This is a genomic window from Pseudomonas sp. SAS7 (genome assembly GCF_052112345.1).
Lineage (GTDB): Bacteria > Pseudomonadota > Gammaproteobacteria > Pseudomonadales > Pseudomonadaceae > Aquipseudomonas > Aquipseudomonas putida_Q.
The window spans coordinates 291705-311085 of record NZ_JBEGGO010000004.1; the positions used below are offsets into that span (position 1 = coordinate 291705).

At 61.8% G+C, this 19381-nt stretch carries 21 protein-coding genes and 1 other RNA gene; 6 read left to right on the forward strand and 16 right to left on the reverse strand.

The window, feature by feature from the left end; all coding sequences use genetic code 11:
• Positions 1-4: 4 nt before the first annotated feature.
• The 9 genes from mraY to rsmI all read right to left on the reverse strand — a co-directional run bounded on the left by mraY (position 5) and on the right by rsmI (position 8990).
• Positions 5-1087: a phospho-N-acetylmuramoyl-pentapeptide-transferase gene (gene mraY / locus ABI582_RS09345; protein ID WP_016498046.1), complete on the reverse strand. Its 1083-nt coding sequence runs from the start codon at positions 1085-1087 to the stop codon at positions 5-7.
• Positions 1087-2454: a UDP-N-acetylmuramoyl-tripeptide--D-alanyl-D-alanine ligase gene (locus ABI582_RS09350; RefSeq protein ID WP_442119030.1), complete on the reverse strand. Its 1368-nt coding sequence runs from the start codon at positions 2452-2454 to the stop codon at positions 1087-1089. Before ABI582_RS09350 ends, mraY begins: the two co-directional genes overlap by 1 nt.
• The gene (locus ABI582_RS09355) at positions 2447-3937 is read right to left on the reverse strand and encodes a UDP-N-acetylmuramoyl-L-alanyl-D-glutamate--2,6-diaminopimelate ligase (RefSeq protein ID WP_442119031.1); all 1491 of its coding nucleotides are present in this window, start codon (positions 3935-3937) and stop codon (positions 2447-2449) included. Before ABI582_RS09355 ends, ABI582_RS09350 begins: the two co-directional genes overlap by 8 nt.
• Entirely contained in the window at positions 3934-5673 is a 1740-nt protein-coding gene (locus ABI582_RS09360) for a peptidoglycan D,D-transpeptidase FtsI family protein (protein ID WP_165931618.1), read from the reverse strand. Before ABI582_RS09360 ends, ABI582_RS09355 begins: the two co-directional genes overlap by 4 nt.
• Entirely contained in the window at positions 5673-5966 is a 294-nt protein-coding gene (gene ftsL / locus ABI582_RS09365; protein WP_063422309.1) for a cell division protein FtsL, read from the reverse strand. The genes ABI582_RS09360 and ftsL overlap by 1 nt, the downstream gene beginning before the upstream one ends.
• Positions 5963-6910: a 16S rRNA (cytosine(1402)-N(4))-methyltransferase RsmH gene (gene rsmH / locus ABI582_RS09370; RefSeq protein WP_016488970.1), complete on the reverse strand. Its 948-nt coding sequence runs from the start codon at positions 6908-6910 to the stop codon at positions 5963-5965. Before rsmH ends, ftsL begins: the two co-directional genes overlap by 4 nt.
• A complete protein-coding gene (gene mraZ / locus ABI582_RS09375; protein WP_019439042.1) occupies positions 6907-7362 on the reverse strand; it encodes a division/cell wall cluster transcriptional repressor MraZ in 456 nt (151 codons plus the stop codon). Before mraZ ends, rsmH begins: the two co-directional genes overlap by 4 nt.
• Positions 7363-7671: 309 nt before the next feature.
• An RNA gene (rnpB, locus tag ABI582_RS09380) (RNase P RNA component class A) lies at positions 7672-8047 on the reverse strand.
• A gap of 67 nt (positions 8048-8114) precedes the next feature.
• Positions 8115-8990 (reverse strand): 16S rRNA (cytidine(1402)-2'-O)-methyltransferase, encoded by an 876-nt coding sequence (rsmI, locus tag ABI582_RS09385; protein WP_442119032.1) that lies wholly within the window; start codon positions 8988-8990, stop codon positions 8115-8117.
• 186 nt (positions 8991-9176) lie between these two features.
• On the opposite strand from rsmI, the gene ABI582_RS09390 reads away from it, so the two are divergent.
• The 5 genes from ABI582_RS09390 (at position 9177) to ABI582_RS09410 (ending at position 13015) form a co-directional block, all read left to right on the forward strand.
• A complete protein-coding gene (locus ABI582_RS09390) occupies positions 9177-10994 on the forward strand; it encodes a penicillin-binding protein activator (RefSeq protein ID WP_197899229.1) in 1818 nt (605 codons plus the stop codon).
• Positions 10994-11365, forward strand: coding sequence for a YraN family protein (locus tag ABI582_RS09395; RefSeq protein WP_016498038.1), 372 nt, complete (start codon positions 10994-10996; stop codon positions 11363-11365). The genes ABI582_RS09390 and ABI582_RS09395 overlap by 1 nt, the downstream gene beginning before the upstream one ends.
• An 86-nt stretch (positions 11366-11451) precedes the next feature.
• The gene (locus ABI582_RS09400) at positions 11452-12045 is read left to right on the forward strand and encodes a phosphoheptose isomerase (RefSeq protein ID WP_012274070.1); all 594 of its coding nucleotides are present in this window, start codon (positions 11452-11454) and stop codon (positions 12043-12045) included.
• Positions 12042-12620 carry a BON domain-containing protein gene (locus ABI582_RS09405; protein WP_197888787.1) on the forward strand — a complete coding sequence of 193 codons (579 nt, stop codon included), beginning with the start codon at positions 12042-12044 and terminating at the stop codon, positions 12618-12620. The genes ABI582_RS09400 and ABI582_RS09405 overlap by 4 nt, the downstream gene beginning before the upstream one ends.
• 176 nt (positions 12621-12796) lie before the next feature.
• A complete protein-coding gene (locus ABI582_RS09410; RefSeq protein ID WP_442119033.1) occupies positions 12797-13015 on the forward strand; it encodes a YgdI/YgdR family lipoprotein in 219 nt (72 codons plus the stop codon).
• A gap of 51 nt (positions 13016-13066) precedes the next feature.
• On the opposite strand, the gene ABI582_RS09415 is transcribed toward ABI582_RS09410, so the two are convergent.
• The 7 genes from ABI582_RS09415 to rplM all read right to left on the reverse strand — a co-directional run bounded on the left by ABI582_RS09415 (position 13067) and on the right by rplM (position 17928).
• On the reverse strand, positions 13067-13495 hold the full coding sequence (locus ABI582_RS09415) for a ClpXP protease specificity-enhancing factor (RefSeq protein WP_016488977.1): 429 nt from the start codon (positions 13493-13495) through the stop codon (positions 13067-13069).
• A 10-nt stretch (positions 13496-13505) separates the two neighbouring features.
• Positions 13506-14129 (reverse strand): glutathione S-transferase N-terminal domain-containing protein, encoded by a 624-nt coding sequence (locus tag ABI582_RS09420; RefSeq protein WP_016498035.1) that lies wholly within the window; start codon positions 14127-14129, stop codon positions 13506-13508.
• 117 nt (positions 14130-14246) lie between these two features.
• The gene (locus ABI582_RS09425) at positions 14247-15026 is read right to left on the reverse strand and encodes a cytochrome c1 (protein ID WP_258653923.1); all 780 of its coding nucleotides are present in this window, start codon (positions 15024-15026) and stop codon (positions 14247-14249) included.
• Positions 15026-16237: a cytochrome b gene (locus tag ABI582_RS09430; RefSeq protein ID WP_003251825.1), complete on the reverse strand. Its 1212-nt coding sequence runs from the start codon at positions 16235-16237 to the stop codon at positions 15026-15028. The genes ABI582_RS09425 and ABI582_RS09430 overlap by 1 nt, the downstream gene beginning before the upstream one ends.
• Positions 16237-16830, reverse strand: a complete 594-nt coding sequence (gene petA / locus ABI582_RS09435; protein ID WP_016498033.1) for a ubiquinol-cytochrome c reductase iron-sulfur subunit — start codon at positions 16828-16830, stop codon at positions 16237-16239. Before petA ends, ABI582_RS09430 begins: the two co-directional genes overlap by 1 nt.
• A gap of 262 nt (positions 16831-17092) precedes the next feature.
• A complete protein-coding gene (rpsI, locus tag ABI582_RS09440; protein WP_003260797.1) occupies positions 17093-17485 on the reverse strand; it encodes a 30S ribosomal protein S9 in 393 nt (130 codons plus the stop codon).
• Between the two features lie 14 nt (positions 17486-17499).
• The gene (gene rplM, locus ABI582_RS09445) at positions 17500-17928 is read right to left on the reverse strand and encodes a 50S ribosomal protein L13 (protein WP_003260798.1); all 429 of its coding nucleotides are present in this window, start codon (positions 17926-17928) and stop codon (positions 17500-17502) included.
• Between the two features lie 258 nt (positions 17929-18186).
• Between rplM and ABI582_RS09450 the strand changes: the two genes are divergently transcribed.
• Entirely contained in the window at positions 18187-19227 is a 1041-nt protein-coding gene (locus tag ABI582_RS09450) for an NADP(H)-dependent aldo-keto reductase (RefSeq protein WP_442119034.1), read from the forward strand.
• Positions 19228-19381 lie beyond the last annotated feature (154 nt).

Below are 19381 nucleotides of genomic sequence, written 5' to 3' on the forward strand. Positions count from 1 at the left end.
TCATCTACCTCAGTTTCAGGGTTGCAAGGCCAATCAGCACCAGAATCACGGTGATGATCCAGAAGCGGACGATCACCCGAGGCTCTGGCCAGCCCTTGAGTTCAAAGTGGTGGTGGATCGGCGCCATGCGGAACACGCGCTTGCCGGTCAGCTTGAAGGAAGCGACCTGGATCACCACCGACAGGGTTTCCACCACGAAGATGCCGCCCATGATGAACAGCACGATTTCCTGGCGGACGATGACGGCGATGGTGCCCAGCGCGGCGCCCAGCGCCAGCGCGCCGACGTCACCCATGAAGACTTGTGCCGGATAGGTGTTGAACCACAGGAAGCCCAGGCCGGCACCGATCAGCGCGCCGCAGAACACGATCAGCTCGCCCGAGCCCGGTACGTAAGGGATCAGCAGGTATTCGGCGAACTTCACGTTACCCGACAAGTAGCAGAAGATGCCCAGGGCGCCGCCGACCATCACCGTCGGCATGATTGCCAGGCCGTCGAGGCCATCGGTAAGGTTGACCGCGTTGCTGGAGCCGACGATGACGAAGTAGGTCAATACGACGAAGCCGACGCCCAGCGGGATGGTGACATCCTTGATGAACGGCAGGATCAATGTGGTCTCGACGCTGGTCGGCGCGGTCTTGTACAGGAACACGGCCGCAGCCAGACCGAACACCGACTGCCAGAAGTACTTCCAGCGGCTTGGCAGCCCACGGGAGTTCTTTTCGATCACCTTGCGGTAGTCGTCAACCCAGCCGATCGCGCCGAATGCCAGGGTAACGATCAGCACTACCCACACATAGCGGTTGGACAGATCAGCCCACAGCAGTGTGCTGATGGCGATGGCCGACAGGATCAGTGCGCCACCCATGGTCGGGGTGCCGGACTTGGACAGGTGCGATTGCGGGCCGTCGTTACGCACGGCCTGGCCGATCTGGCGGATTTGCAGGGTACGGATCATCCACGGCCCCAGCCACAGCGCCAGGGACAACGCGGTCAGTACACCAAGAATCCCGCGCAGGGACAGGTACTGGAAGACCGCGAAGCCTTTGTGGAACTGTTGCAGATACTCGGCCAACAGCAGCAGCATTAATGTTTCTCCCCGCTGGCACCGCACAATGCCGCCACGACGTTTTCCATCGCAGCGCTGCGCGAGCCCTTGATCAAGATAGTGGTGTCGCTGGCATTTTCGGCGCTAACCGCGTCGATCAGCTCAGCTTGAGTAGCGAAATGACGGCCATTGGCGCCGAACGCCTTGACCGCATGTGCCATGTTGGAACCCACTGCATACAGGGCGTCGACCTTGCCACGCGCGTAGTCACCCACCTGACGGTGGCCTTCTTCCGCCCATTGCCCCAATTCGCCGATATCCCCAAGCACCAGGACGGTGCGTCCGGAAAAGCCGGCGAGTATATCAATGGCTGCGCACATGGAGGTGGGATTTGCGTTGTAACTGTCGTCGATCACGCGCACACCATTCGGCGCGACCTGCGCCACGGTACGGCCCTTGACCGGCTGCACGGCAGCCAGGCCGGCAGCAATGCCGCTCAGGCTCAGACCAACGGCATGGGCGGCGGCGGCGGCGGCCAGGGCGTTGCTGACGTTGTGGGTACCCAGCAGGTTCAACTGCACCGGCACGCTGCCATCAGGCCCGTGCAGGGTGAACGACGGGCAGCCCCGGGCGTCGCGACCGATGGCGCTGGCGTGGAAATCCGCCTGCGGGTTATCCAGCGCAAACGTAAAGATGCGGTGACTGCCGGCACGCTTGTGCCAGATATCGAACGCCTTGTCGGCCAGGTTGAGGATGGCGATACCGCCCTCGCCCAGGCCTTCGAGAATCTCGCCCTTGGCTTCGACGATTTTCTCCGGGCCACCGAATTCGCCAACGTGGGCAGTACCGGCGTTATTGATGATGACTACCTGAGGTTGGGTCAGGCCGACGGTGTAGCGGATTTCGCCAATACGCGAAGCGCCCAGTTCGATCACTGCGGCGCTGTGCTCCGGGGCGATTTCCAGCAGGGTCAGCGGCGCGCCAAGGTCATTGTTCAGGTTGCCACGGGTGGCGTGCACCAGGCCACGGGTGCGCAGGATGCCAGCAAGCATTTCCTTGACCGTGGTCTTGCCACTGGAGCCGGTTATGGCCACCACCGGCTTGTCGAAGGCAGCGCGGTTCAGGGCGCCGAGCTGACCAAGCGCTACCCTGCAATCCTTGACCAGCAACTGCGGCAGGTCGACACCGGCCACCTCACGCTCGACCAGGGCGGCTACTGCGCCTTTGGCTTTGACATCAGCCAGGTAGTCATGGCCATCGAAACGCGGGCCGGCCAAGGCGACGAACAGTTGCCCGGCGCCGACACTGCGGCTGTCGATGCTGACACCGGTGAAGGTGGCGTCAGTACCGACTTGTTGACCACCCAGTGCTGTGGTCAGCTGGCTGAGTGTCATCGGCTTAAGCATGTGGAGCCTCCCAGGCTGCAAGGGCCTTCTCGGCTTCGATCAGGTCGGAGAAGTCATGGCGCTCGCCATTGATCTCCTGGTAATCCTCGTGTCCCTTGCCGGCCAGCACGATTACGTCGTTGGCAGCGGCTGAGGCGATCAGGTGCGTAATGGCTTGGCCACGGCCGGCGACGAACTCGACGTCGCCAGGCCTGGTGAAACCGGGGCGGATGTCGTCGAAGATGCGCAGCGGGTCTTCTGTGCGCGGGTTGTCGTCGGTGACCAGCACGCGGTCGGCCAGGCGCTCGGCCACTTCGGCCATCAATGGTCGCTTGCCGCGATCACGGTCGCCGCCGCAGCCGAACAGGCACAACAGCTTGCCGTGGGCATGCGGACGCAGGGCTTCAAGCACTTTTTCCAGGGCGTCCGGGGTGTGCGCGTAGTCGACCACCACCAGCGGCTTTTGGCCGCCGCCCAGGCGCTGCATGCGGCCTACCGGCCCTTGCAGTCGCGGGGTGACCTCCAGGATTTCGTCCAGCGCGTAATCCAGCGCCAGCAGGGTTGCCACCCCGGCCAGCATGTTGCTCAGGTTGAAGCGGCCCAGCAGCTGGCTGCGCAGGGTGCGCTCACCCTGGGCGGTGACCAGCGTGGCACGCACGCCATCGTCACTGAACACCGCTTCGCGGCAGAACAGGGAGGCATCGGGGTTTTCCAGGCTGTAGCTGAGCAGCCGGGTCTCGACAAGGTCGACACTCGGGCGGCGAGCAAAGTCTTCGGCCAGGCGACGACCAAATTCGTCATCCAGGTTGACCACCTGACAACGCAGGTTCGGCCAGGCGAACAGCTTGGCCTTGGCCGCCTCATAGGCCTGCATGCTGCCGTGGTAGTCCAGGTGATCACGGGACAGGTTGGTCATGACCGCGATGTCGAACGCCAGTGCGGCGACACGCCCCTGCTCCAGGGCGTGGGAGGAAACCTCCATGGCCACGGCCTTGGCGCCCTGCTTTTTCAGGTCGTAAAGGGTCGCCTGCACAGCAATCGGGTCTGGCGTGGTCAGGCGACCACTTTGCAGCTCACCGTAGAAGCCAGTACCCAACGTGCCAATAAGGCCGCAGCGCTGGCCGAGCGCATCAAGCGCCTGGGCCACCAACTGGGTGACGCTGGTCTTGCCGTTGGTACCTGTCACGCCCACCAGGTTCAGCTGGCGGCTGGGCTCACCATAGAAGCGCCCGGCGATGTCCGACAGCTGCGCGATCAGGCCTTTGACCGGAATCAGCGGCACATCGGTCAGCGGCAGCACGTTGGCGCCCTGCTCTTCATAGGCCACGGCGGCAGCGCCACGGGCCAAGGCATCGGCGATATGCTCGCGGCCATCGACCTTGGCGCCCGGCACGGCCAGGAACAGATCGCCCGGGCGCACACTGCGGCTGTCCAGGGTCAGTTCACGAATCAGCGGGTCGCGGCTGGCGTGAGCGAAAAGTTTGCTTAATGGCATTGTCATCATCCACGCCCTCCCTTGGCGGCTGCTGCATTGACTTGCGACTGTGCGGCGGGTGCCGGTGGCGGCAGGTTGTCTGGCGGCACGTTCATCAAACGCAGGGTGCCGGACATGACCTTGCTGAATACCGGTGCCGAAACCAGGCCACCGAAGTAACCACCCTTGCCCGGCTCGTCGATGACCACGACGATGGCGTAGCGCGGGTCGCTCATTGGGCCGAAGCCTGCAAACAGCGAGCGGTAGGCGTTTTCGGTGTAACCCTTGGAACCCACGGTGGCTTTACGCGCGGTACCGGACTTGCCGGCCACGTGATAGAACGGCACCTGGGCACGGAACACGCCACGCGGCGCTTCAATCACCTGCTGCAGCATGCCCTGAACGGTTTCGGCGGTTTCCTTCGGAATGGCCTGCACGGCTTCCGGCGCCTTGTCGACCTTGATGATCGACAGCGGCACCATCTTGCCGTCGTTGGCCAGCGCCGCGTAGGCATGCACCAGCTGCAGGGCGGTCACCGACAGGCCGTAGCCATAGGAAAGGGTCGCGGTCTCGGCCTTGCGCCACTCGCGGTGGTTGGGCAGGTTACCGACACGCTCACCCGGGAAACCAAGGCCGGTGTACTGGCCCAGGCCTACCTGGGACATGACCCGGTAGATGGCCTCGCCGCCAATGTCGAAGGCGATCTTGCTCATGCCGACGTTACTGGAGTTGATCAGGATGCCGGTCAGGTCGAGGATCGGGCCCTCGCTGCGCGACACGTCCTTGATGGTGTAGCGGCCGATCTGCAGGCTGCCCGGGTAAACCTCGACCTTGTCGGTCGGCTTCCAGCGGCCGCTTTGCAGTGCCGCACTCATGGAAATCGGCTTGACCGTGGAACCGGGCTCGAACACGTCGATGATCGCCCGGTTGCGCATCGCTGCCGGGAACATGCTGCGGCGGTTGTTCGGGTTGTAGGTTGGCTGGTTGACCATCGCCAAGACTTCACCGGTCTTGACGTCCATGATCACCAGGCTGCCGGCCTTGGCGTCCTGTTCGGCAATGGCGTTGCGCAGCTCGCGGGTAGCCAGGTATTGCAGGCGCAGGTCTATCGACAACGCCAAGGTCTTGCCGGCCTTGGCGTTCTTGGTTACCTGAATGTCCTTGATCAGCCGGCCACGCCGGTCCTTGATCACCTGGCGCTTGCCGGGCACGCCGGCCAGCCACTCGTCATAGGCCAGCTCCACCCCTTCGCGACCGTGGTCGTCGAGGTCGGTGAAACCAACCATGTGCGCAGTGACATCACCGGCCGGATAGAAGCGGCGGAATTCTTCCAGGCCGTACACACCTGGCACTTTCAGGTCCAGTACGTGCTGGCCCTGTTCCGGGGTCAGGCCGCGGACCAGGTAGATGAACTCCTTGCTGGCCTGCGCGGTCAGGCGTTCGACCAGTTGCTGCGGGTTTTGCCCAAGCGCTGCAGCCAGCTGTGGCCAGCGGTCTTTGGACGCCTGCATTTCCTTGGGGTTGGCCCACAGGGTAGTGACCGGGGTACTCACGGCCAATGGCTCACCGTTGCGGTCGGTAATCAGGCCGCGGTGCGCCGGGATAGGAATATGACGCAGGCTGCGCGCATCGCCCTGCCCCTTGAGGAAGTCACGGTCAACTACCTGCAGGTCGATGATGCGCCAGCAGATGGCACCCACCATGATTGCCAGCAAGCCGATCACCACGCGGAAGCGCCACGGGTAGAGTGCGCCTTCGAGCTTCATCATGGCGCCACCATCCGCACTTCGTCAGCCGAAGGCACGCGCATCTTCAATTGCTCGGAAGCCAGGTTTTCGATGCGGCTAGCGGCAGTCCAGGTGCTCTGTTCGAGAATCAGCCGGCCCCACTCGGCCTGGGCCTTGTCACGCTCGTTCAACTCGCCGTAAAGGGTGTTGAGCAACTGGCGGTTCCAGTGCGCGCTGTAGGACACGGCGACGGCCGAAACCAGCACGCCGACAAACAGCAGAAGCATCAGGAAGCTTCCGCCTGGCAAAGGCTTGGCAAAGAGCCTGCTCACCGCAGCTTCTCCGCCACACGCATCACGGCGCTACGCGACCGTGGGTTGGCCTTGAGCTCGGCTTCGGAGGCGAACTGGGCCTTGCCGATGAGCTTGATTTTCGGCTCGAAGACCTTGTGCTGTACCGGCAGGTTGCGTGGCAGGTTGTCGGCCTCGCCCTTGACCAGCTTGCGCATGAACAGCTTGACGATACGGTCCTCAAGCGAGTGGAAACTGATCACTGCCAGGCGGCCACCGACCTCGAGCGCATCCAGCGCAGCCTCAAGGCCAGCCTCCAGGTCACCCAGCTCGTTGTTGACATGGATACGCAGCCCCTGGAAGGCACGGGTAGCCGGGTTCTTGCCTTTTTCCCAGGCAGGGTTGGCAACCTTCAGCACTTCTGCCAGGTCGGCAGTACGGGTGAACGGCTCCTTCTCACGGCGCTCGACCACGGCACGCGCCATACGGCCGGAGAAGCGCTCTTCACCGTACTCCTTGAAGACGCGGGCAATTTCTTCGACAGGCGCCGTGGCGATGAACTCGGCGGCACTGATGCCCTGATCCGGGTTCATGCGCATGTCCAGCGGGCCATCATTGAGGAAGCTGAAGCCACGCTCGGGGTCATCCAGTTGCGGCGAGGACACGCCCAGGTCCAGCAGTACACCGCTGACCTTTCCGTGCAGGCCGCGCTCGGCCACTTCCGCACCCAGCTCGGCAAAGCTGCGCTGCACAATGACAAAGCGGCCGTCTTCGGCCGCCAGCGCTTGCCCTGTGGCAATCGCCTGTGGATCTTTGTCGAAGCCCAGCAGCCGCCCTTGCGGCCCGAGCTTGCTGAGAATCAGCCGGCTGTGTCCGCCACGGCCGAAGGTGCCGTCCAGATAGCAACCGTCGGCGCGCAGGGCCAATGCCTCGACAGCCTCGTCGAGCAGGACGGTAATGTGGTTGAAGCCGCTATCTATGGTCACAGGATCAGGTCACGCAATTCGTCGGGCATGGCGCCCGGTTGTTGAATAGCTGCAAGGTCGGCTGCCGAAACCGTGTTCCAGGCATCTTCATCCCACAGCTGGAATTTGTTCAGTTGCCCCACCAGCATCGCCTTCTTGTCGAGCTTGGCGTACTCACGCAGGCGGGGCGGCACCAGGAAACGCCCACTGCCATCGAGCTCCAGGTCAACCGCATTACCGATCAGCAAACGCTGCAGGCGGCGGTTTTCCTCACGCAACGATGGCAAGGCTCGCAACTTGGCTTCTATCTGTTCCCACTCATCGAGGGGGTATACGCACAAGCAGGGGTCAACGGCGTCAATGGTCACGATCAGCTGGCCATTGCAACGCGAATCGAGCTCGTCACGGTACCGGCTCGGCATGGCGAGACGTCCCTTGGCATCGAGGCTGACGGCGTTGGCTCCGCGGAACACGGCTGCGATTCCCCACAATATTAGCTTTTTTGTGCCAGAAAACCCACTTCATCCCACTTTCTGCCACTTGCGCACACTATAGGAATCCGCCCGCAGCACCGTCAAGGCACGTTCATAAGGAAAAGCCTTACAGGACCGAGATTTAGCGCGATAAGGGAATGTGGAACGATTACCCAGCAGAAGAAAACACGAGAAAAATCAAACCCACGCAAGCAAATGGAGTTCGAAGTTAAAGTGATTTATGAAGAGTAAGATTTTTTCGGTATTACCAGAGAGGATCTGCTATCGAATCAAGCAGGGGAGGAAAAGGTGGAGAGTCGATCTGTAAGCCGGGTTTTGTCGAGGACAGTCATTCCTCTACGACGGCCATCACTGGACGCCTCTAGCAACCTACCCGGTTCCGACGCGGGCCACGCCTGATGGAACCCTATTTGGTCTTGCTCCGAGTGGGGTTTACCTAGCCACGAACTGTTGCCAGCCGTGCGGTGCGCTCTTACCGCACCTTTTCACCCTTACCGGCACCGAAGTGCTTAGGCGGTTATTTTCTGTGGCACTTTCCGTAGGCTCGCGCCTCCCAGGCGTTACCTGGCACTCTGCCCTATGGAGCCCGGACTTTCCTCCCCCTGCTGCTCACACAACAAAAAGTTGCGGAACAAAAACAGGCAGCGACTGTCCGATCGACTCTCCGCCGCCAAGGTTACCGGCACGCGCGCACAAGAACAAGCAATACCGGCATTTATATCAAACTGCCACTATTCGGCTTTCTGCTTTTCCAGGGCAAGTTGATACAAAAGGTTCTTGCGCACCCCGGTAATTTCCGCCGCCAGCGCCGCCGCCCGCTTCAGTGGCAACTCGGCCAATAGCAGGTCGAGCACTCGCTGGGCCTCGGCACTGATGGCCTGCTCGCCTTCCGGCGCGCTCCAGCCGCCCACCAGTACCACGCATTCACCACGCTGCTGGTTGCTGTCGCCGGCAACGAACGCCCGCAGCTCGGCCAGCGGCAGGCCCTTGAGGGTTTCGAAGGTCTTGGTCAGTTCCCGTGCCAGCAGTGCCGGGCGGTCGCCACCAAATACCAGCTCCATGTCTTCAAGGCATTCGAGGATGCGGTGCGGGGCTTCATAGAAAATCAGCGTGCGCGGCTCTTCCTTCACCTGCTCGAGGCGCGCCCGGCGCCCTGCCTGCTTGGCCGGCAGGAAGCCTTCGAAGATGAAGCGGTCCGACGGCAAGCCGGCCGCCGACAGGGCAGCGATCAAGGCGCAGGCGCCCGGCACCGGCACCACGCTCACCCCCGCAGCCCGCGCCTGGCGCACCAGGTGGTAGCCCGGGTCGGAAATCAGCGGCGTGCCGGCATCGGAAACCAGTGCCACGTTCTCGCCAGCCAGCAGCTTGGTGAGAAAACGCCCACCCTCGTCACGCTCGTTGTGTTCATGACAGGCCGCCAGCGGTGTGTCGATGCCAAAGTGTTGCAGCAGGCGGATCGAATGGCGGGTGTCTTCGGCAGCGATCAGCGCCACATCCGCCAGCACCTTCAGCGCCCGGGCGCTCATGTCGTCGAGGTTGCCGATGGGGGTTGCCACCACATACAGCGTCCCCACCGTGGATTTCGAAGCCCCTGCCACATCAGTCACTGCGCACACCTGTCATTCGGATCAAAGGCGCCATTGTAGCCCGAGCGCCTGCAACAGGGCGCAAAGAACTTCGCCGGCGATCAGCTGCAAGCCACCTATAGTGAAGGATCAGCACAGCAACATCGCGCCCCGGCCAGTGCTTGGGTACAATTGCCGGCCAACTTGATCGAGTAACAGGACCTTTACATGATCGCTTGCCTGCGGCTGCTCACAGCCCTCTGCCTCGCTGCCCTGCTGGCAGCTTGCGCCAGCTCGCCCTCATCCAGCCTGGGCGAACTGCCGCGCACCCCGGACGCCAGCATCGAGCAACTGCTCGAAAAGGCCGCTTCCAGCAAGTCTGCGGAAGACGCCGCACTGCTGCGCCTGAGCGCGGCCGACCTGGCCTACAAGCAGAAGGACTTCCCACGCGCCGCACGCATTCTTGAGCAAGTCCCGCTGGACACGCTCAAGCCGGCCCAGCAAGTGTTCGCCAGCACCCTCGCGGCCGAGCTGGCCATGAGCCGCAACCAGCCCAAGGCGGCCCTCACCGCCCTGGCCCACCCCAGCCTGCAACGAGTAGCCGAGCTGCCGGCAGAGCAGCAAGCGCGCACCTACAACGTGCACGCCGCCGCCCTGGAAGCCGACGGCCAGGCCCTGGCTGCCGCGCAACAGCGCATGCTGCTGGCCCCGCTGCTCAGCGGCCAGGCTGCCAGCGCCAACAATGACGCTATCTGGGCCCTGGTCGCCTCGTTGCCGGCAGAGCAACTGCAGCAGCCCGCCAACGATCAGACCCTGGCCGGCTGGACCAGCCTGGCCTTCGCCGTGAAAAGCGCCGGCACCCTGGAACAGCAGCAAGCGGCCATCGACACCTGGGTCAAACAGCACCCGGACCACCCTGCTGCACAGCAACTGCCGCAGGCACTGACCAAGCTCAAGGAACTGGCCAGCCAGCCACTGACCAAGATTGCCCTGCTGCTGCCTCAGGAAGGCCCGCTGGCCGGTGTTGCGCGCGCCCTGCGTGACGGCTTCATGGCCGCCCACTTCCAGGCCCAGCAAACCGGTCAGCCAGCGCCTGCGGTGCAGGTGTTCGACAGCTCGCGCATCGGCTCGCTCGACGATTTCTACAACCAGGCGCAGGCCGCCGGCGTGCAACTGGTCATTGGCCCACTTGAAAAGCCACTGGTCAAACAACTGGCCGCCAAACCACAACTGCCGATCACCACCCTGGCCCTGAACTACGCCGACGCAGGTCAGAAGGCCCCGCCGCAACTGTTCCAGTTCGGCCTGGCTGCCGAAGACGAAGCGCGCGAAGTCGCCCGCCGCGCCCGCGCCGACGGCATGGTCCGCGCCGTCGCTCTGGTGCCGAGTGGCGAATGGGGTGATCGCGTGCTGGCCGCCTTCCGCCAGGACTGGGAAGGCAATGGCGGCACCCTGCTCGCCGCCGAGCGCATCGCCCAGCCGGTTGCCCTGGCCCAGCAGATCGCCGACCTGTTCCAGTTGCGCCAGAGCGAAGGCCGCGCCAAGAGCCTGCAGAGCACGGTAGGTGGCAGCATCGCCGCACAACCGTCGCGCCGCCAGGATATCGATTTCATCTTCCTGGCCTCGACCCCGCAACAGGCCCAGCAGATCAAGCCGACCCTGAACTTCCAGTACGCCGGTGACGTACCGGTATACGCCACCTCGAACCTGTACAGCGCCAGCGGTGACGTCAACCAGTACAACGACATGAACGGCATCCGCTTCTGCGAAACGCCGTGGCTGCTCGACACCAGCAACAGCCTGCGCCAGCAGGTGGTACAGCAATGGCCGCAGGCCGCTGGCAGCCTTGGCCGCCTGTACGCCATGGGCGTCGATGCCTACAGCCTGGCGCCGCGCCTGGGCCAGCTGAAAGCGCTGCCGGACAACCGCGTCCAGGGCCTTTCGGGCAGCCTGAGCATCAACGCCAACCAGCGTATCGAGCGCCAGCTGCCATGGGCCGAGTTCGCCGGCGGCCAGGTCAAGCGCCTGCCTGACACCGCCCGCTGATGGCAACAGCGTCGCCCACCAGCGCCGGGCAAGCAGCAGAAACCCAGGCCCTTGAGTACCTTCAAGGGCAGGGCCTGCAGCTACTGGCGCGCAATTGGCGATGCAAAGGCGGTGAGCTTGATCTGGTCATGCTTGACGCCGATACAGTAGTATTCGTCGAAGTCCGCTACCGGTTGCACGCGTGCTTCGGTGGCGCCCTCGAAAGCATCGACGGGCGCAAGCAGAAACGGCTGGTGCTCGCCGCCAGCCTGTACCTGCAGAAGGCGCCCCACTGGGGCAACCACCCCTGCCGCTTCGACGTAGTCGCCCTGCAGGGCAGCCACCATGCAGGCAGACCGCTTCAATGGCTGAAAAACGCCTTCGAATGCTGAACCCACTTCGTTTTTTTTGCTCTATGTTTCGCGGGCTGGTCGTTGATGCGCGCAGCAAAGGCCACCGCCCCACTTAAGGTCACCAGATGGACATGCAATCCCGAATTCGCCGGCTGTTCCAGGCCAGCATCGATACCAAGCAACAGGCAATGGACATCCTGGCACCGCACATCGAGCAGGCCAGCCTGGTCATGGTCAATGCGCTGCTCAACGAGGGCAAGATGCTCGCCTGTGGCAACGGCGGCTCGGCCGGTGATGCCCAGCACTTTTCGTCGGAACTGCTCAACCGTTTCGAGCGCGAGCGCCCGAGCCTGCCAGCCATCGCGCTGACCACCGACAGCTCGACCCTGACCTCGATCGCCAACGACTACAGCTACAACGAAGTCTTTTCCAAGCAGATTCGCGCCCTGGGCCAGCCCGGCGACGTTCTGCTGGCGATCTCCACCAGCGGCAATTCGGCCAACGTGATCCAGGCGATCCAGGCCGCACATGACCGCGAAATGATTGTCGTAGCATTGACTGGCCGCGACGGCGGCGGCATGGCTTCACTGCTGCTGCCCGAAGACGTGGAAATCCGCGTACCTTCGACGGTTACCGCACGCATCCAGGAAGTCCACCTGCTGGCGATCCACTGCCTGTGCGATCTGATCGACAGCCAACTGTTCGGGAGTGAAGAATGACCCCTATGCGCCTCGGCCTGATGGCCCTGACCCTGTGCCTGAGCGTCACCGGTTGCAGCTCGGTACTCACCTCTACCCGCAATTCGCCGATCGAAGACGATCGCGGTACGCGCACCATTGGCAGCAAGATCGACGATTCGCTGATCGAGACCAAGGCGTCGGTGAACATTTCCAAGGCCAGCCCTGACCTGGACAAGGGCTCGCACATTGTTGTCAGCAGCTACAACGGCATCGTCCTCCTGGCCGGCCAGACCCCACGCGCCGACCTCAAGAGCCTCGCCGAGCAGACCGCCGGCCAGGTGCAGCGGGTGAAGAAAGTGCATAACGAGCTGCAAGTGATGCAGCCCTCCTCCATCCTGGCACGCAACAACGACGCCTGGCTGACCACCAAGATCAAGACCCAGATGCTGGGTGACAGCGCCGTGCCAAGCTCGCGCATCAAGGTGATTACCGAAAACGGCATCGTCTATCTGCTCGGCCTGGTAACCCAACAGGAGGCCAATTCGGCCACTGCCGTGGTACAGGGCGTGTCGGGCGTGCAGAAGATCGTCAAGCTGTTCGAGTACATCGACTGATTCTTTGCTGCCTGCACCGGCCTCTTCGCGGGTAAACCCGCTTTCACAGGGATCTCACAGCTTTCAAGCCTTGTGCATTTCTGTGGGAGCGGGTTTATCGAAGCGTCGAACCGCCGCGAAAGGGCCAGTACAAGCAACAACAATGCCCCACCTTTCAGAAACCCAGGAAACACCGCATGAAAAAGCTTCTGCTGCCTGCCCTGCTGATCGGCACCTTCGCCACCCTGGCCGGCTGCTCCACTCCAAGCCTGATCACCCTCAACGATGGCCGTGAAATCCAGGCTGTCGACGCACCGAAGTACGACCGCGAGGCAGGCTTCTACGAGTTCCAGCAACTCGACGGCAAGCGCACCCGCATCAACAAGGACCAGATACGCACTATCAGCGACCTGTAACCCGAAGTTGGCGGCAAAGAAAAAGGCGATCCGGTTGGATCGCCTTTTTTGTTACTTGACCACCTTCAGGCTTGGCCGACCACTTGGGCGCGGCGGCTGGCCCCCGCCTTCTGGCGGGCCATCGTCGTCCGGCTGTACATCATCTTCTTCCAGCTCGTCGCCATCCATCGGCGACTCCAGCTCGAAGACCATGCCCTGGCCATTTTCGCGGGCATAGATGCCCAGGATGGCGCCAACCGGCACGAACAGCGAATGGGCCACGCCACTGAAGCGGCCCTCGAAGCTGACCGCGTCGTTATCCATGTGCAGGCTGCGCACGGCACTTGGCGAAATATTCAGGACGATCTGGCCATCGCTGGCGAAACCATCCGGCACCTGCACTTTCGGGTATTCGGCATTGACCAGCATATGGGGCGTGCAATCGTTGTCGACGATCCACTCATACAGTGCTCGAACCAGATAGGGGCGACTGGAGTTCATCAACAGCTCCTTAAAGCTTGCGCATTTCACGTTCTACGGAGGACAGGCTCGCCAGGAAAGGCTCGCGGGCAAACTGCCGCTCCATGTAATCCAGCAGCGGCTTGGCTTGCCGCGGCAATTCGATACCCAACACTGGCAAGCGCCAGAGTATGGGCAATAGACAACAATCGACCAGGCTTTGATCCTCACTCATGAAACAGGCGTACTCACCAAACAATGGCGAGACGCCGGTGAGGCTTTCGCGCAGGGCCTTGCGTGCCTCGACACGGGCGGCCTCGGTGCTGCGCGAGTCCAGCACGGTGTCGGCCAGGGCACACCAGTCGCGCTGGATGCGGTGCATCAGCAAACGGCTGTTACCCCGTGCAACCGGGTACACCGGCATCAGCGGCGGGTGCGGGTAACGCTCCTCGAGGTATTCCATCACCACGGTCGACTCATACAACGCCAGGTCACGGTCAACCAGGGTCGGCACACTGCCGTAAGGGTTTACCTCGGCCAGCTTGGCCGGCAGGCGACTGGGGTCGACATCGATGACCTGCACGCTGACACCCTTCTCGGCCAGCACAAGGCGTACCCGATGAGAATAGTGATCAGCGGGATCGGAATAGCAGGCTAACCTGTTGGTTGCGCCCATGTAGCGGCTCCTCGCACGGGATGCTTGTGCAACTGTAAATGAAAACGCGCCTGGGGCCCCCTGGCAAAACTGCCAGGGCGCCCCAGGCGCGTTCAACAACCAGAAACTACTGCGTGATCAGTGCACGTCCTTCCAGTATTCACGCTTGAGCAAATAGGCGAATACGAAGAAGAAAGCCAGGTACAGCAACACGTAGGTACCAATGCGCTGGCTTTCCAGTTTGACCGGGTTGGCCGAATAGGCCAGGAAGGTCACCAGGTTCTTGACCTTCTCGTCGAACTGCTCGGTGGTCAGGGTACCGGATTTCGGCGTGACGGTCAGCTGGTCACAGGCTTCATGGGTGATCGGGCTGCCGGTCAACGGGTCGAATTGCTTCTTGCCATCGGTTACCGTCTGCACCTGCTTGCAGCCAATCACCTGGTTACCCTGCAAGCCAACCAGCACGTTAGGCATGCCCACGTTCGGGAACACCTTGTTGTTCACCCCGTAAGGCCGCGATGGGTCCTCGTAGAAGCTGCGCAGGTAGGTGTACAGCCAATCGGTGCCCCGCACACGGGCGACCAGGGTCAGGTCGGGCGGCGCAGCGCCAAACCAGGTCTTGGCGTCACTGGGCTTCATGCCGATCTGCATGTGGTCACCGATCTTGGCACCGGTGAACACCAGCTTCTCGAGCATCAGCTCGTGGGGGATGCCCAGGTCGTCGGCCACCCGCTCGTAACGCTGGAACTTGGCACTGTGGCAGCCCATGCAATAGTTGGCAAAGGTGCGCGCACCGTCCTGCATGGCGGCCTTGTCGGTCAGGTCGATATCGGCCTTGTCCAGCTCCAGGCCGTGTTCGGCAGCGAAGGAAAAGGCAGGCATCACTGCCAGCAAAAATACTGCAATCAACTTTTTCATCAGCCAGTCACCCTTTCCGGAACCGGTTTGGTCTTCTCGAGCCTTGTGTAGAACGGCATCAGCAGGAAGTAGGCGAAGTACAACACCGTGCACACCTGCGACAGCAAGGTACGCCCAGGTGTCGGCGCCAGTACGCCCAGCACGCCGAGGATGACGAAGGCCACGCAGAACACCAGCAGGAAGACCTTGCTGATCCAGCCCTTGTAACGCATGGAACGCACCGGGCTGCGGTCGAGCCAGGGCAGTACGAACAGCACGGCGATGGCCGCGCCCATGGCAATCACGCCCATCAACTTGTCAGGCACCGCCCGCAAGATGGCGTAGAACGGTGTGAAGTACCACACCGGTGCGATGTGCTCAGGCGTCTTGAAGGCGTTGGCCTGCTCGAAGTTCGGTTTTTCCAGGAAGTAACCGCCCATTTCCGGGAAGAAGAACACCACGGCGCAGAACACGAAGAGGAACACCACCACGCCGACGATATCCTTGACGGTGTAGTACGGGTGGAACGGAATGCCGTCCAGCGGAATGCCGTTTTCGTCCTTTTTCTTCTTGATGTCGACACCATCGGGGTTGTTCGAACCCACTTCGTGCAGGGCAAGAATGTGCAGCACTACCAGGCCAAGAATCACGATTGGCAGGGCGACCACATGCAGGGCGAAGAAGCGGTTCAGGGTGATGCCCGAAATCAGGTAGTCACCACGGATCCACTGGGTGAGATCGTCACCGATTACCGGAATGGCACCGAACAGCGAGATGATCACCTGGGCACCCCAGTACGACATCTGGCCCCACGGCAGCAGGTAGCCCATGAAGGCTTCGGCCATCAGCGCCAGGTAGATCAGCATGCCGAACAGCCAGACCAGCTCGCGCGGCTTCTGGTAGGAGCCATAGAGCAGGCCGCGGAACATGTGCAGGTAGACCACGATGAAGAACGCAGACGCACCGGTGGAGTGCAGGTAGCGCAGGATCCAGCCGTATTCCACGTCACGCATGATGTACTCGACCGAGGCGAACGCCTCTTCCGCCGAGGGCGTAAAGCTCATGGTCAGCCACACACCGGTGACGATCTGATTGACCAGTACCAGCAATGCCAGGGAGCCGAAGAAGTACAGGAAGTTGAAGTTCTTGGGCGCGTAATACTTACTCAGGTGGTCTTCCCACATCTTGGTGGCGGGGAAGCGAGCATCAATCCAGTCCATGAACTTGCTCATCATGCGTTCTCCTGGTCGACGCCGATGACGATGATGTCGTCCGTCTCGTAAGAGTGCGGCGGCACTGGCAGGTTGAGAGGTGCCGGCTGCGACTTGTAGACACGGCCAGCCAGGTCGTAGTGGGAACCGTGGCACGGGCAGAAATAGCCACCGACCCACTTCGGACCAAGGTCAGCAGGCGCAACTTCCGGGCGGAAGGTGGGCGAACATCCCAGGTGCGTGCACAGGCCGACGAGAATGAGGATTTCCGGCTTGATCGAGCGAACCTCAGGGTCGACGTAGGTCGGCTGCACCGAGGCCTTGGACTCGGGATCAGAAAGGTCACCCGTGATTTTTTTCAGGTTGCCGAGGATTTCCTGCGTTCGGCGCACGATGAATACCGGCTGGCCACGCCATTCGGCCACCATCTGCTGCCCGGCCTCGACCTTGGCGATATTGACCTTCACCGGTGCACCCGCGGCTTTCGCCTTGGCACTGGGAAACCATGACCCCACGAACGGTACCGCAGCCCCCACTGCTCCCGCTGCCCCGACCACGGATGTCGCGGCTACGAGGAAGCGGCGCCGGCCTGCGTTGACGCCGTCATTGCTCATTCAGTCCTCTCCCATCAGCTTGCTTGGCCTGTTGAACCAGGCTCGTACTTAGGTTGTGTCAATGGCACTAAAATTTGGCAGCCATGGTAAGAAACAAATCCACACACTGACAAGGTGATTACCCAAGCAAGGGCCACAACCCGCGCTTTGCTTGATCTGCGTCTATGCGACAAGCGGCCACTGACATGCTGACAGGTTAGTTCAAGCCAAAAAAAAAGCCCGGTTCCAAGGAACCGGGCTTTTTTCGACTGCCGAAGCGGTATTAACGCTTGGAGTACTGAGGACGCTTACGCGCTTTACGCAGACCCACTTTCTTACGCTCGACTTCACGAGCGTCGCGGGTGACGTAGCCAGCACGACGCAGAGCGCCACGCAGGGTTTCGTCGTATTCCATCAGAGCGCGGGTGATACCGTGACGGATCGCACCGGCTTGACCGCTGACACCACCACCGGAAACGGTGACGTAGATGTCGAACTTCTCAACGGTTTCAGTCAGCTCGAGTGGCTGGCGAACAACCATGCGAGCGGTTTCGCGACCGAAGAACACGTCCAGAGAACGGTTGTTGATGGAGATGTTACCAGTACCCGGACGCAGGAATACGCGAGCGGTTGCGGTCTTGCGACGGCCAGTGCCGTAATTTTGAGTCGCCGACATAATGAACTATCCCGTTAGATCTTCAGTTCTTGAGGCTGCTGAGCAGTGTGTGGGTGAGCAGCACCCGCGTACACTTTCAGCTTGCGGTACATGTCGCGACCCAGCGGGTTCTTAGGCAGCATGCCTTTGACCGCGGTTTCGATAACACGCTCAGGGGCCTTGGCGATCAACTTCTCGAAGTTGATTTCCTTGATACCGCCCGGGAAGCCGGAGTGGGAGTAGTACATTTTGTCGGAAGACTTGGCACCAGTCACACGAACCTGCTCGGCGTTGATAACGACGATGTAGTCGCCGGTGTCAACGTGAGGGGTGTATTCTGGTTTGTGTTTGCCACGCAGACGGCTAGCGATTTCGGTAGCCAGACGACCCAGGGTCTGGCCAGCGGCGTCGACTACGAACCACTCGCGCTTTACTGTTTCCGGTTTAGCAGTAAAAGTTTTCATTCTCTAAAGCCTCAGAGGCCGCCCAGCGAAAAATAGACGGCGAATCTTACTGGATAGTGCACACGTTGCCAAGAGCAAGCGCGCAGCCGAACACAGACGCTTTTGGGGGCTCGGGTCGGGCACGCCAATGTTCGACGGGGTTCTTCCTGCGTGATGGTGCATCACTTCCGCCACGCGGAGAGGGGCTGAATTATCCAGATTGCGAGAAAAATTTCAACCTGCTTTGATAGGTATCTATTGCCAAGGAGTGTCTAACCGATGGAATACCGCCAGCTCGGCCGTACCGACCTCAATGTCAGCGCCCTGTGCCTGGGCACCATGACCTGGGGTGAACAGAACGTTCAGGCCGAAGCCTTCGAACAGATTACCCGGGCCAAGGCCGCCGGGGTCAACTTCATCGACACCGCCGAGATGTACCCGGTGCCGCCCCGCCCGGAAACCTACGCAGCCACCGAGCGCATCATCGGCAACTGGTTCCGTGACAACGGTGATCGCGACGACTGGGTGCTGGCCAGCAAGGTTGCAGGCCCTGGCAACGGCATCAGCCACATTCGCGACGGCCAGCTCAAGCACAACCGCCAGCACATCGTCGCGGCGCTGGAGGAGAGCCTGAAGCGCCTGCAGACCGACCGTATCGACCTGTACCAGCTGCACTGGCCGGAACGCAGCACCAACTTCTTCGGCAAGCTGGGCTACCAGCACCTGCCCCAGGACCACTTCACCCCGCTGGAAGAAACCCTCGAAGTACTCGACGAGCAGGTGCGTGCGGGCAAGATCCGCCACATCGGCCTGTCCAACGAAACGCCGTGGGGCACCATGAAGTTCCTGCAACTGGCCGAAAGCCGGGGCTGGGCGCGGGCGGTATCGATCCAGAACCCGTACAACCTGCTCAACCGCAGCTTCGAGGTGGGCCTGGCGGAAGTGGCCATCCGCGAGCAGTGCGGCCTGCTGGCCTATTCGCCGCTGGCGTTCGGCATGCTCTCGGGCAAGTACGAGAATGGCGCACGGCCGGGCAACGCGCGCCTGACCCTGTTCAGCCGCTTTGCCCGCTATTCCAACCCGCAGACCGTGGCAGCCTGCAGCCGTTACGTGCAACTGGCCCGCGAGCACGGTCTGGACCCGGCGCAGATGGCCCTGGCGTTCGTCACCCGGCAGCCGTTCGTGACCAGCAACATCATTGGCGCGACCAGCCTGCAACAGCTGGACAGCAACCTGGCAAGCCTTGAGCTGAGCCTGAGCGATGAGTTGCTGGCGGCGATCGAAGCCATTCACCAGGAGCAGCCGAACCCGGCGCCTTGATCGCCAGAGGGGCTGCTTTGCAGCCGCTCTGTTACATAGGCTAGACACAATCGCCAAAAAATAAGACGATCCAGCCGGTGATTGACCACTCTACCCTATAAGAACAATGACAATGATGTTTACCCAACCCTCCGCGTCGCTGCGGCGCGTCAGC